The sequence below is a fragment of the Sphingomonas sp. genome, assembly GCF_035944535.1.
In the GTDB taxonomy this organism is placed as follows: domain Bacteria; phylum Pseudomonadota; class Alphaproteobacteria; order Sphingomonadales; family Sphingomonadaceae; genus Sphingomonas_B.
This window is the reverse complement of sequence record NZ_DASZBC010000006.1, coordinates 417,067-429,534: the sequence shown is the minus strand read 5'-3', so window position 1 is coordinate 429,534 and position 12,468 is coordinate 417,067. Positions and strand designations below refer to the sequence as shown.

Genomic DNA, 12,468 nt, shown 5'->3' with positions numbered 1-12,468 from the left:
GCCCCCGCGCTGCCGCCGCCTGAGCTTTCGACCGCTACGGTTGCGGTTCAATGCCGCTCCGTCCTGGAAGCCTCTTCGGCTTCTCTTCTGGCGAGCAGATACTGCTTCTGAGCGGAGTCTGCGGATGTCCGCTAAGGGTCGAAAGCGGACATTCGCGACCGGTGCCGTTTTTGGCCATCGGAAAGGGTGACGAAGCTTCGCTGTGGGGAACAGTGTGGGGGTGGGCTAGATTACCTGAAAACAATCAAAGGAAATCAGCCTCATAGATCGGTTAGTAAGACGGACACTCTCTCCGCCACCACTGCTTTGCAAGGAACGGCCCACAGCTCCATCCGTTCTGCTCTCCGGCCATGTAAGGCCCCTTTCCAGGAGAGCATCGATGAACAACTCCGTCGTTTCCGCCGTGTTCGATGATTATGACGAAGCCGAGCGCGCCCTGAACGAACTGCGCCGCGCCGGTGTGCGCGAGAGTGCCCTATCCGTGATCGCGCAGCGCGACGGCAAGACCACCGAGACGAGCGACGGCCATACCACCGAGCATGACAAGCATGGCAGCATCATTCGCGGCCTGATCGGCGGCGGCGCGCTGGGTGCCGGACTCGGGGTCGCGGCGCTCGCCATTCCGGGCGTCGGTCCGCTCGCAGCGGTCGGCGCGATCGCGGCGTCGGCGGTGCCGGAAGCGATGGGCATCGGCGCTGCGGTCGGCGCGGCAGCCGGCGGCCTCAACGAAGCGCTCCATAAGCATGGCGTCAGCAAGGAAGATGCGGCCTATTATGGCGACCGCATCAAGCAAGGCGGCATTTTTGTCTCGGTCGATCCGCGCGACGCGGGCATCAGCCGCGAAGCCGCGGAAGACATTCTCTACCGCTATGGCGGTCACAGCTCCACGCGGGCGCGGTCGACCGCCGCAGCTTATTGACGACCAATCGGGGCACCCCGCGCGGGTGCCCCGCCCCTCACCTGCCGGCGAGCGTCACGATCTTGAGCGGCTCGCCGGGCTGCAGCCGGTCGCCAGCAGTTTTTCCATTCAGCAGCAGGAACAGCTCACGAGGATGCGCATCGGCCATCCGTGCAGCGAGAGTTTCGATCGTATCGCCGGGCGCGGCTGCTACGGTGCGGATGATGCGGGGACGCAGCCGCGCCGCCTCTTCCGGCGACAGGCGGCGGAAGGATCGGAACAGATCGGCGATCAGTGCCAGGCTGGGTTCGGCCGGGGGTGACAGCACCGCGAAGTGATAGGCTTGGCCGTTGCCGCCGTCATAGGTGGCGATGCTGATCGGGACGACGCCCTGCTGGGCGGCCAGCTGCAGCTGCACGAAGATCGCCGGCAGTCCGTTGACCACCGCCTGCGACACGCTTGCCTGGGCCTCGCCCTGGCCGACGATCTGCCGGATCAGCGCCTGCGCGTAGAGATCCAGCCGTCCTTCCGGCATCGCCGCGCCGCCAAACTCGCCGCGTAAGCCGCTCGGTCCGGTCAGCATGATCGCTTGCGGGCTGTTGGTCAGCGTGAATCCCGGCGGTGCGGTGAAGGCGATGCGCATCACCGGATGGGCGAAGCTGCGTCCGAACACGAAGCCCTGCTCCGGATCGTCGCCATAGAGCAGGCCGTCGACTTCGCTCAGATAAGCCGCCTCGTTCTCGGGCAGCGCATTCGTGTCTGATATGACTTCCCTCGCCAGATCTCGGGCGCGGGCAATGCGGTTTTCGGTCAGCGGGTGGCTGCGCGCCCATTCAGGGATGGCGCTGGCCTCGTCGCGGCCGCTGGTACTGGTAAGATAGCGGTCCTGACGTCCCAGGGCGGCGAGCATGTCGGACGCGGCGTGCGGGTCGTAGCCGGCGGCCTCCAGATAACGGATGCCGAGCGCGTCCGACTCATATTCCTGCCCGCGCGAATAGCGGAGGGTGAAATATTGTGCGGCCTGGCTTGCGAGACGGGTCAGCTGCTCGGAGCCGGTCAGGCTGACCGCGATCACGCCCAGGGTCCGCCAGATGGAACGCCGCTCCTGCCGCCGCGAATGGGCACCGACGATATGACCGATTTCGTGGCCCAGCACGGAAGCGAGTTCGGCTTCGCTAGTGACGATCGCGAAGAGGCCACGCGTCACGTAGATATAGCAGCCCGGTACCGCAAAGGCATTAACCACGTCGGTGTTGACCAGCGTGAAGACGCACTGCCCGCCCAAGCCGGCTGCTTGCGCCATCTTCTCGCCCAGTGCGGCAACATAGCGGGACTCGGGCCCGCCATAGGCTCCGCCGAACTCCGCAAGCAGGCGGGGATGCTGTTCCTCGCCGTACGCACGGTCCGCTTCGGAAATGCCCACCTGCCCTTCGGGTGCGCCTCCGCATGAGCCGAGAAGGAGTGCGGAAGCGGCCAGCGTGGGCAGCAAGCGGGAGGAGATCGGCATGGGTCGGCTATGTGAGCGCAAGCGGTCGCCTGACAAGGGCTTCAGCCCTGCGTCCGTATGGCTACATGGGCGACACCCTCGCCGGCGCGGCGCGCCTGCTGCTGGGAGTGGGCGAAGGGGTCGGAATGGCCGTGGGTGCGGGCATAGAGCTCGTCCAGTTCCTCGATCAGCCGGCTGCCCTGCTCGCCACCATTGATCCGGATGAGCGCGTCGATTTTCGCTTCCAGCCGGTCGTCATTCTCCTTGGATGAGGGGGAGCCGATATAAAGAAAGTAGGCAAGGCCAACGACCTGCCACAGCAACTGCAGGAACTCGGACTGCCAGTTCTCAAATAGATCACGAGCCCATTCGGTCAGAAAGGATGAATAAACCGGCGCCTGGCGATGTTCCGCCGCGTCCTCTTGGAAGGCGACCCATCCGAAGTGAAGGTGCAAGATCAAGGATACCAGGAAGAACGCAATAGTGAGCCAGGCATAGCCATAGCGTTTGAAGAAACCGATCCGCACATGCGCCTCCTTTGTTCCGGATGAGGAACGAGGACGGGGCAGCGTGAGTTCCGATTGCAACCAAGGCTGCGGCAGTCTTATCATCCTGTTCGCTAAGGGGAGCGAGCCATGGGCTATGCCGAGGATAAGCGGCTGCACGACCTGATTGATCTGGTCGGCATGCGCGCGCAGGCGACGACGGTCGGGCTGATCCAGTTGTCGGTCGAGTTAAGGCGTGCCGGCGTGCTCCAAGATACGGCGGTCGAGCGGATCAAGGACGCGATCGCCAATGAAATCTGCCTGACGCGCCCCAAGTCGATCCCGCAGGAACATTTCCGGGCCAACCTCCAGTGCCGGCTCGACCGCCTGTTCGCGGGCGAAGAGCCGGTTGGCGAAGCGCGCCCGCTTCAGGACTGACGGCGGGTCAGCCTCTGCACGGCGATCAATGACCCAAAAGCGGCCAGCGTCTGCACCGCCAATCCCGCCGTCCACCAGCCGGCAAGGCCGAAGGGAAGCAACAGCCAGATCAGGAGGTCGGTTTCCGCGAGCCATAGCGGGCGCGGCGTCGGCTTGCCGATCCAACGCTGATGCTCCAGCAGCGCGGTCATAAAGCCCAGCGTGGCGGCCGCCATGGCCACGCTGCCCCAGCCGAACTCGCGCAGGTTCCAGCCCAGCGCCAGCTGGGCGGCTCCGGCCGCCGCAAGACGGAGCTGGCGGGACCGCTCCCGATCCCGGCGCAATCTGAGGCTAAGCGCACCAAGGTGCCGGCCGAGCGTGTCGAGCGGCCCTGAAAGCAGTGCCAGGATGAGTGCCGGCCAGCGCCAGCCGCCAACCAGCAGCAGGGCGGCCAACATCAGCAAGGCCGCCGAGCCGGTGCGGAGCAGACCGGGATCGACCATGGCGCCCATTGCCTTGGGGGCGAGCAGCCGCGCGAGAGGATCGAAGACATAGCGGTCGACAAGCCCGGTCGGGCGCCGCGTCGCGCCGCGGCTGATCGCCTGTTCCACCAACTGCGCTGCGCCCCCATCTTCCACCCGCGCGAGAATGGCGATGCCCTGGACAGGCACCCGCTCGGCGCCGGACTGGATCGCGTTCCTCAGCAAGGTCGACTGCAGCTCCCATTCGCCGAGCATGCGGGCTGTGCGACGGACGAGCTCGCCATCCGCGAGCAACAGTCCGGCCCAGCGGGCGCTGGCGTCGATCAGCTCCCATCCGCGGGTCTCCGCCGCATCGGGAAGCACCAGGATGGAGGGGGCGGCGCCGGCGAGAAGCCGTTCGGCCGCACTCAGGTCGGTGACCACGCCGTCGGCAAGCAGCAGCAGCTTTTCCTCGGGCCGGACGCGCTGCGCCACGTCATCGACCTGACGCACGAGCTCGACCGAGATCCCGTCGCGCCGCAACCGCGCGCTTGCCTGGGTGAGCAGCGGGGTCAGCCGCTCGGCGACGATCATGATCCGAGCCGCGCCCGCTTCGACGAGCAGCCTGCCCTGGTGCTCCAGCACCGTTTGCCCGGCGATCGGCAGCTCGGCGCGCAAACAGGAGCCGTCCGACGCCTCTTCGCCGGCGACGATCAGTCCGGTCAGCATGATTGGCCCCGCATCGGGCCGGGCTTAAGCGCTAAATCGCGCGGGCAAAAGCGGGATCAGAGCGAGAGAATGGCGACCGCGCCGCGGATCTCGGCTAGAAGCTGAGGATCGCGCCGTCCGGCGGCCGCCTGGCTCGCCTGTTCCATCAAGCCGCTGGCGCCGAAGCTCGCGGCCAGGCCCTTCAGCCGCAGCGCGGCATCGCGCCACGCACCTTCATCGCCGGCGTCCGCCATGGCCCGGCAGTGCCGCTCGGCGCTTTCGACAAAGGCGCCGCGCAGTTCGAAGACAAGGTCCTGATCATCGCCAAGAGCGGCGGCGAGCGTGGTGTTGAGGGCTTGTTCGAAGGACATGGCCGCAGCTTATCCCCGAATTCCTTAAGGGCCGGTAACCTCCAGCTTGTTCTCACGGGGGCAAAAGCTGTTATGCTCCGCCGCATGACCGGGGGCAGCAACATCGTCGGGCTCAGACCCGAACCGCAAGACGATCTGATCGAGGAAGACGTGACGCCTGCCGTCCCAGAGCCGGACTATGACGAACCGAGCGTGCGGAGCGGCGCCGACCGAGTGATCCCGATCCTGCTGGCGCTGGCTTCGCTGGCGTGGATCGGCTTTGCGGTGTGGACTTTGGTCACGCGCGAACAGACGCTGGCCGATATCGCCGTCTTTGTGGGAACCGCGAGTGCGCCGCTTGCCCTGTTGGGCGTAATCGGGCTGCTCGCGCTGCGCACCAGCCGGCGCGAGGCGACGCGCTTCCTGTCCACCGCTCAAGGGATGCGCGCCGAATCCGCGCGGCTGGAGAACAAGGTCGCCGAGCTGACCGCGCGAATCGATGCGAACCGCGAGGCGCTGTCCGACCAGGCGGTCCAGCTGACCCAGATCGGCGAGGAAGCAGCCGCCCGGCTCGCCACCATCGCGTCAGGCTTCCGCAGCGACGGCGAGGCGCTCGACCGCCACGCCGACACGCTGGTCCAGTCGGCGGACAGGGCGAGCAAGGAACTCGACCTTTTGCTGGCCGCCTTGCCCAAGGCGCAGGAACAGACGGGCAGCATCGCCATCGCGCTCGACGCCGCCGGTAGCGCGGCGCTGACCCAGGCCGGCGCGCTTGAGGCGCAGTTGTCCGCACTGCTCGCGCGCGGCCGTGAGGCGGACGAAGTCGCGAGCGGCGCGGCGCAGCGGCTGGCCGCCCATCTCGCGCGGATCGAGGGCACGACCGAGGCGGCGCGCGCGCAGCTCGACGTGACGGCCGAGCAGATGAACGCGTCCGTGCAGGCGTCGCTGGCCCGCGCGGCCGAAGCGCTCGAGGAAGCGCGGCGGAGCGTCGAGGCGCAGGGTTCGGCGATGCTGGCGCTGGTCGACCAGTCACGGGCTGCGCTCGATACGACGGGGACCGAGGTGATGTCTGCCCTTTCCTCGCGTCTCGAGGCGATCGGCACCGAAATCGATGCGATCGGCCGTTCGATCTCGAAGCACGACACCACGGGCGGCGCCTTGGTCGAAAAGCTTTCGACCGGGCTAGCGGATGTCGAGGAGCGGCTGGCGCGGCTCGATCAGGATGGCGGCACCCGCACAGAAAGGCTCGCCGGCGCGGTGCAGGCGCTGGGCGATCATGCCGAACGGCTTTCGGGCGCGCTGGCGAGCGCCGGGGACGCGGCCGACGGCTTCATCGGCCGCAGCGAGGCACTACTGACGGCACTCGATGCGAGTGCGCGGGAGATCGATGAGACTTTGCCCGCCGCCCTTGGCCGGCTCGACGGCTATGCGGCGGCCAGCCAGGAACGCATCCAGGCGATGCGGCCGGCGATGAGCGAGATCGAAAGCGGCGCCACCGCCGCGCTCGACCGGCTCGCCCAGACCGAAAAACTTCTCCAGCAGCAGCGCGAGGCGATCGAGATTTTCGGTCAGGCAGCCGACCGGCAGCTTCAATCCGGCCGGCGCAGCGTCGCCGAGCTGTCCGAAGCGCTCGACTCCGCTCATGGTCAGATGGCGGCGGTTGCGGACGGCTCGGGGCCGCAGCTGATTGACGTGATGCTCCGTGTCCGCGACGCCGCGTCGCAAGCCGCCGAGCGCGCGCGTGAGACGTTCGAGCGGATCGTCCCGCAGGCGGCGGCGTCGATCGGCCATGCCGCCGACCAGGCGCTGGAGGAAGTAGTCGCCGCTCGGGTCGAGAAGCAGGTGCTGGCCGTTGCCGACGCGGCCGAGCGCGCGGTCGCTGCGGCAAATGCGGCCGCCGCGATGCTTCAGGACCAGATGGCGCAGGTTTCGCAAGGTGCCGCCGCGCTCGAGGCGCGGGTGGAGCAGGCGCGCGAGCAGGCCGATACCGCCAATCGCGAGAGCTTCTCGCGGCGCGCCTCACTGCTGATGGAAGCGCTCAACTCGACCGCCATCGACGTTGCCAAGATCCTGTCCAACGAGGTGACGGACACCGCCTGGGCCGCCTATCTGAAGGGCGACAAGGGTGTGTTCACGCGCCGTGCCGTGCGGCTGCTGGAGACGAGCGAGAGCCGCGCCATCCTCACCCATTATGACAGCGACCCGGAGTTTCGGGAGCAAGTCAATCGCTACATCCACGACTTCGAGGCGATGCTGCGCAACGTCCTTGCCACGCGCGACGGCAGCCAGGTGGCGGTGACCCTGCTCTCGTCCGATATGGGTAAGCTCTATGTAGCCCTCGCCCAGGCGATCGAGCGGCTGCGGACGTGATCAACTCTCGGGCGTGAAGAAGTCGAGATCGGCGGGGCCGATCCAGCCGTTGACATAGTTTGCATAGTAGAGCGTGAACAGGATCGCCGACACGATCGTGGTGCGGAGCGCCAGGCGTCCGATGCTGAACTGGTGCGGCGCGCTGTCGGCCTGGCCAGGAATGCGCTCGGCGCCCGCTTCCTCATGCGTGCGGACGCCAAAGGGGAGCACCAGGAACACCGACAGCGCCCAGAACAGCAGATAGATGGCGAGGATAGAGGTCCAGCGCATAGCGGCTAGGTCCTAGAGCATGATCTGTTTAGGTAGAAGCGCCCTTTATTCGTCGCCCCGGGCTTGATCCGGGGCTAGGCTTTTCGTGTCGGAGGGGGTCGCCGTTATCGCTGAAGAAGCCAAGGCCCGGATCGAGTCCGGGCCGACGCCGCAAAGGTCAGCAAGCCAAGGTGATCACGCTCTAAACCCGCAGCAACAGCACGTCGACGATCGGCTTCTTGCCGGTCCATTCGACCGCCGTGCGGCGTACCGCCAGGCGGATGGCCTCGCGAAGCTTCTCGTCGTCCTTGCCGCCGGCGCGAGCCGCGTCCGCGGCTGCGTCGCGCGCATCGGCAAGGAAGTCTTCCTTGTCCTCTTCGACCGGGATGCCTTGCAGCCGCACTTCGGGCTCGCCCTTCAGCCGACCGCCGCCATCGAGCGCCACCGCAACCGACATCTGGCCATAGGCGGCGATCCGTCGGCGTTCGTTGATCGTCGCACCGTCCGCCGGCAGGATCACATCGCCGTCGAGCACCAGCCGTCCGGCGCGCTCCTGCCCGATCACCTTCGGGCCATCGGGGCTCAGCCGCAGCACCGTGCCGTTTTCCTGCACGACCGAGCGCGGCACGCCTTGTTCCTCGGCGAAGCGCGCCTGCTCGGCCATGTGCCGGCGCTCCCCATGGACAGGCAGGATGATCTCGGGCCGGATCCACTTGTACATCAGCGCGAGTTCGGGCCGGCCCGGATGGCCGGAGACGTGCACGTGCGCCTGGCGGTCGGTGATCATCCTGATGTTCTTGGCGGCAAGCGCGTTCTGGATGCGGCCGATGGCCATTTCATTGCCCGGGATCTGCTTGGACGAGAAGACGACGAGGTCCCCTTCCGAGAGTTTGATCGGGTGCTGGTCGAACGCAATCCGGCCCAGCGCGGCGCGCGCTTCACCCTGCCCGCCCGTGGCCACGATCAGCACTTCGCGCGGCGGCAGCTTCATCGCCGTCTCGAAGTCGACCGGCTCCGGAAAGTCGCGGAGATAGCCGACGCTCTTCGCGACCCGCAGGATGCGGTCGAGCGAGCGGCCCGCGACGCAGATGCGTCGTCCAGTGTCCGCCGCAACCTGACCAAGGGTCTGCAGTCGGGCCGCGTTCGACGCGAAGGTGGTGACGAGCACCCGTCCCGTCGCTTCGCCGATCACCGCGTCCAACCCCTCGCGCACCGCGGCTTCAGAGCCCGAAGCTTCGTCGTTGAACACGTTGGTCGAGTCGCAGACGAGCGCCAGCACGCCCTTGTCGCCGATCTCCTCAAGCTCGGCGGCTGTGGACGGCGTGCCGAGCAGCGGCTCCTCGTCCAGCTTCCAGTCGCCGGTGTGGAAGACATTGCCGTAAGGCGTCTGGATCAGCAGCGCATTGCCCTCGGGGATCGAGTGGGCGAGCGGCACATATTCGAAGCCGAACGGCCCCAGATGAAACTGGCCGTGCTCGCGGTCGATTACGTGCAGCTTCACCTGCTCGCTGACGCCCTCCTCCTCCAATTTGCCGCGGATCAGGCCAGCGGTGAACGGCGTGGCGTAAAGCGGCACACCGAGATCGGCGGCGAGGTAGGGCAGCGCACCGATATGGTCCTCATGACCATGAGTCAGCACGATGCCGAGCAGATCGTCCAGCCGCTCCTCGATGAAGCTCATGTCCGGCAGGATCAGGTCGATGCCGGGATAGGCGGGGTCTGCGAAGGTGATGCCGCAATCCACCATCACCCATTTGCCGTCACACCCATAAAGGTTGACGTTCATGCCGATCTCGCCCGAACCGCCGAGCGCGAGGAAGAGAAGTTCTTTACCGGGAGTCATTACAATCCTTGAAAGCGGCAAACACCGTCATCCTGAACTTGTTTCAGGATAAACTGTCCTCCTGCGGAGCGGTGGAGGCCTTATGCCGAACCGAGCTCGGCATGACGATCATATAGGTGAGCAGCTAGGCTTTTACACGCTCCGCCAGCATCGCCAGCCCACGCAACGTCAGATCATGCTCGACCGCATCGAAGACGGTCGTATGACGCTCGAACAGCACGGCGAGGCCGCCGGTGGCGATTACCTTGGCCGAACGGCCAATCTCCGTCTTCATGCGCGCGATCAGCCCTTCGATCAGCGCGACATAGCCCCAATAGATGCCGATGTTCATCTGATCGACGGTGTTGCGGCCGACGACCGAGTTGGTCGCCGGCGCTTCGATCGCGATGCGGGGCAGCTTGGCGGCGGCGTTGACCAGCGCATCGAGCGAGAGGTTGATGCCCGGCGCGATGATCCCGCCCTTATAGGCGCCCCGATAATCGATCCAGTCGATGGTCGTCGCGGTGCCGAAATCGACGACGATCAGGTCGCCTTCGTGCAGCGCGTGCGCCGCGATCGCGTTGACCGCCCGGTCGGCGCCGAGATTCTGCGGCTCGTCGACGTCGAGGTCCATGCCCCACTCGACCGGCGCCCGCCCCGCGATCAGCGGCGTGACGCCGAAATATTTGGTCGAAAGCACTTCCAGGTTGTGCAGAGCGCGAGGCACGACGGTCGAGATGATCACCCGGTCTATTGCCGAGCGCTCCAGCCCCTCCAGGGTCAGCAGCTGCGTTATCCAGACGGCATATTCATCGCCCGTGCGCCTGGGATCGGTCGCGATCCGCCAGCGCGCCCGAATGCCGCCGCCTTCGACTAACGCGAAGACGACATTGGTGTTTCCCGCATCGACCGCGAGCAGCATCATTCATTCTCCGTCATCGCGAGCAAAGCGAAGCAATCCAGCCCCGCACTCGCCCATCTGGATTGCCTCGTCGCTGCGCTCCTAGCAATGACGAAGACTAGATTGTGAAGACGTCGCCGGCGTGGATCACTCGGGCCTCGCCGGACGCCAAGCGCAAGCGGAGCCCGCCATTTTCGTCCAGCCCGTCGAACAGCCCTTCGAGCGGCGGCTGGTCGGGCAAGCGCACCGACAGCGCCGTCCCGACCGGATGCGCCCGTTCCAGCCAGCGGCGGCGTACTTCGTCCAGCGACAGCCGCCACCTGGACAGCCAGCGTGCGAACGCCTCCGCCAGATCGTGAAGGAACAGGTCGGGATCTGGCGCGGCAAGGCCTTCAGCAGGCAGGCTGGTGACCGGGCGGTCCAGCCCTTCGGGATGGTGCGCCAGGTTGACACCGATGCCGACCACCACCGCATCGCCTCCGCGTTCCAGGAGAATGCCGGTCAGCTTGGCGTCGCCAATGAACAGGTCGTTCGGCCATTTGATCCAGGGCTCCGCGCCATAGGCTCGCAAGGTCTCATCGAGGGCAACGGCGGCAACCAGCGCCAGCGTCGCCGGGTTAGGATCGGTCTGGCGCAGCCGGACGATGGTGCTGGCATAGAGGTTGCCGGGCGGCGACACCCAGGCACGGCCCAGTCGCCCCCTTCCTGCTGTCTGTTCGACCGCGCGCAGCCAGAGCCCGTCGGCCGCTCCGCGCGAGGCGAGGACCAGCATATCGGCATTGGTCGACGCGGTCTCTGCGACCGTGCGGATCTCGATCAGAACAGGGCCCGGGCGGCGTTGACGCTGACAATGCCCAGCGCCGGGATCAGGAAATAGCCGAGCGGCGACATCGCGAGGGCCGAGATAGCGATCAAGCCACCTTCGACCTTGTTATCGACCGGACGATAGGCCGGCGCAGGCTCGTCGAAGTACATCGTCTTGACGATTTTCAGATAATAATAGGCGCCGATCACCGACGTCGCGATGCCGATGGCGGCGAGCGGCCACAGCCCGGCACGGACCGCTGCGTCGAACACCACGAACTTCGACCAGAAACCGAGCAAGGGCGGAATGCCGGCAAGCGAGAACATGAAGATGGCGAGCGCCAGCGCCAGGCCAGGACTGGTGCGCGACAGGCCCGACAGGCTGGCGATCGTCTCGACATTGCGCCCGTCCGCATCGCGCATCTGCAGCACGACGAGGAACGAGCCCAGGGTCATGACGATGTAGATCGCCATATAGGTCATCACCGCGGCCACGCCGTCGGGCTGGCCTGGCTGCACCGCCGCGAGGCCGATCAGGGCAAAGCCGACATTGTTGATCGACGAATAAGCGAGCAGGCGCTTGATGTTGGTCTGGCCGATCGCCGCTACTGCGCCGAGCACGATTGAGGCCAGCGCCGAGAAAATCACGATCTGGCGCCACGCCTCGTAAGCCGGCCCCATCGCTTCGACCGTTACGCGCACCATCAGCGCCACCGCAGCCACTTTCTGGACCGAAGCGAAGAGCGTGGTCACCGGGGTTGGCGCGCCTTCGTACACGTCCGGCGTCCACATGTGGAACGGCACCGCGGCGATCTTGAATGCGACACCGGCCAGCACGAAGACGAGACCGAAGAGCAGGCCGGTCGAGACCTCGCCGCCGAACGCGAGCGCGATGGCGTCGAACTGCGTCGTGCCCGTGAAGCCGTAGAGCAAGGTGATGCCGTAGAGCAGGATGCCGGAGGCGAGCGCGCCGAGAACGAAATATTTCAGCCCCGCCTCGGCCGAGCGATTGTCGCGGCGCATGAAGCTCGCAAGGACGTAGGACGACAGGCTCTGCAGCTCCAGGCCGACATAGAGGGTCAGCAGGTCGGATGCGGACACCATCATGCCTGCGCCCACGGCCGAGAGCATGATCAGCACCGGGTATTCGGCGCGCAGCCGGTCGCCGTTGCGCTCGAAATAGTCGGGCGCGAGCACCACCGCCACTGCGGCGCCCGAATAGATCAGCACCTTGGCGAATGCGGAGAAATTGTCCGCCCGGTACAGCCCGCCGAACGCGTCGCCTTGCGGGTTCAACGATGCAAAGACCGCGACGATGAAGAAGATCACCGCCGCCCAGCCGATCCAGCGCGACGCTTTGTCGCCGCCATAAGCCGCGCACATCATCAGCGTGATGGCGCCCAATGAGAGGATCACCTCCGGAAGGGCGACGAGGAGATTGTGTCCGTAGTCCATATTACCTCGTCATCCCCGCGGAAGCGGGGACCCAGGAGTCGCAAAGAGAAGGTGGGTTCCCG

Annotated in this window: 12 protein-coding genes; 3 read left to right on the top strand and 9 right to left on the bottom strand. The window is 66.3% G+C overall.

Features of this window, described 5'->3' with window-relative positions:
• The first annotated feature begins 379 nt into the window (after nucleotides 1-379).
• A complete protein-coding gene (locus tag VGT77_RS06940; protein WP_327460893.1) occupies nucleotides 380-919 on the top strand; it encodes a hypothetical protein in 540 nt (179 codons plus the stop codon).
• A gap of 37 nt (nucleotides 920-956) precedes the next feature.
• On the opposite strand, the gene VGT77_RS06935 is transcribed toward VGT77_RS06940, so the two are convergent.
• Together VGT77_RS06935 and VGT77_RS06930 are read right to left on the bottom strand one after the other, a co-directional pair.
• Nucleotides 957-2,405: a M48 family metalloprotease gene (locus VGT77_RS06935; RefSeq protein WP_327460892.1), complete on the bottom strand. Its 1,449-nt coding sequence runs from the start codon at nucleotides 2,403-2,405 to the stop codon at nucleotides 957-959.
• A gap of 41 nt (nucleotides 2,406-2,446) precedes the next feature.
• On the bottom strand, nucleotides 2,447-2,911 hold the full coding sequence (locus VGT77_RS06930; RefSeq protein WP_327460890.1) for a DUF6766 family protein: 465 nt from the start codon (nucleotides 2,909-2,911) through the stop codon (nucleotides 2,447-2,449).
• A gap of 108 nt (nucleotides 2,912-3,019) precedes the next feature.
• On the opposite strand from VGT77_RS06930, the gene VGT77_RS06925 reads away from it, so the two are divergent.
• Nucleotides 3,020-3,307: a hypothetical protein gene (locus VGT77_RS06925; protein ID WP_327460888.1), complete on the top strand. Its 288-nt coding sequence runs from the start codon at nucleotides 3,020-3,022 to the stop codon at nucleotides 3,305-3,307.
• Here VGT77_RS06925 and VGT77_RS06920 read toward each other — a convergent pair.
• Together VGT77_RS06920 and VGT77_RS06915 are read right to left on the bottom strand one after the other, a co-directional pair.
• A complete protein-coding gene (locus tag VGT77_RS06920; RefSeq protein ID WP_327460886.1) occupies nucleotides 3,298-4,476 on the bottom strand; it encodes a hypothetical protein in 1,179 nt (392 codons plus the stop codon). The genes VGT77_RS06925 and VGT77_RS06920 overlap by 10 nt on opposite strands.
• Nucleotides 4,477-4,532: 56 nt before the next feature.
• On the bottom strand, nucleotides 4,533-4,826 hold the full coding sequence (locus VGT77_RS06915) for an Hpt domain-containing protein (RefSeq protein WP_327460884.1): 294 nt from the start codon (nucleotides 4,824-4,826) through the stop codon (nucleotides 4,533-4,535).
• Between the two features lie 84 nt (nucleotides 4,827-4,910).
• On the opposite strand from VGT77_RS06915, the gene VGT77_RS06910 reads away from it, so the two are divergent.
• Complete coding sequence (locus VGT77_RS06910; RefSeq protein WP_327460882.1) at nucleotides 4,911-7,175, top strand: hypothetical protein; 2,265 nt, start codon at nucleotides 4,911-4,913, stop codon at nucleotides 7,173-7,175.
• On the opposite strand, the gene VGT77_RS06905 is transcribed toward VGT77_RS06910, so the two are convergent.
• From VGT77_RS06905 to nuoN, 5 genes are all read right to left on the bottom strand, one after another.
• The gene (locus tag VGT77_RS06905; RefSeq protein ID WP_327460881.1) at nucleotides 7,176-7,445 is read right to left on the bottom strand and encodes a DUF1467 family protein; all 270 of its coding nucleotides are present in this window, start codon (nucleotides 7,443-7,445) and stop codon (nucleotides 7,176-7,178) included. It abuts the gene before it with no gap.
• 181 nt (nucleotides 7,446-7,626) lie between these two features.
• Nucleotides 7,627-9,267: a ribonuclease J gene (locus VGT77_RS06900; RefSeq protein WP_327460879.1), complete on the bottom strand. Its 1,641-nt coding sequence runs from the start codon at nucleotides 9,265-9,267 to the stop codon at nucleotides 7,627-7,629.
• A gap of 124 nt (nucleotides 9,268-9,391) precedes the next feature.
• The gene (locus tag VGT77_RS06895; RefSeq protein ID WP_327460931.1) at nucleotides 9,392-10,168 is read right to left on the bottom strand and encodes a type III pantothenate kinase; all 777 of its coding nucleotides are present in this window, start codon (nucleotides 10,166-10,168) and stop codon (nucleotides 9,392-9,394) included.
• A 97-nt stretch (nucleotides 10,169-10,265) separates the two neighbouring features.
• A complete protein-coding gene (locus VGT77_RS06890) occupies nucleotides 10,266-10,964 on the bottom strand; it encodes a biotin--[acetyl-CoA-carboxylase] ligase (protein WP_327460930.1) in 699 nt (232 codons plus the stop codon).
• A complete protein-coding gene (gene nuoN, locus VGT77_RS06885; RefSeq protein WP_327460877.1) occupies nucleotides 10,964-12,406 on the bottom strand; it encodes an NADH-quinone oxidoreductase subunit NuoN in 1,443 nt (480 codons plus the stop codon). Before nuoN ends, VGT77_RS06890 begins: the two co-directional genes overlap by 1 nt.
• Nucleotides 12,407-12,468 lie beyond the last annotated feature (62 nt).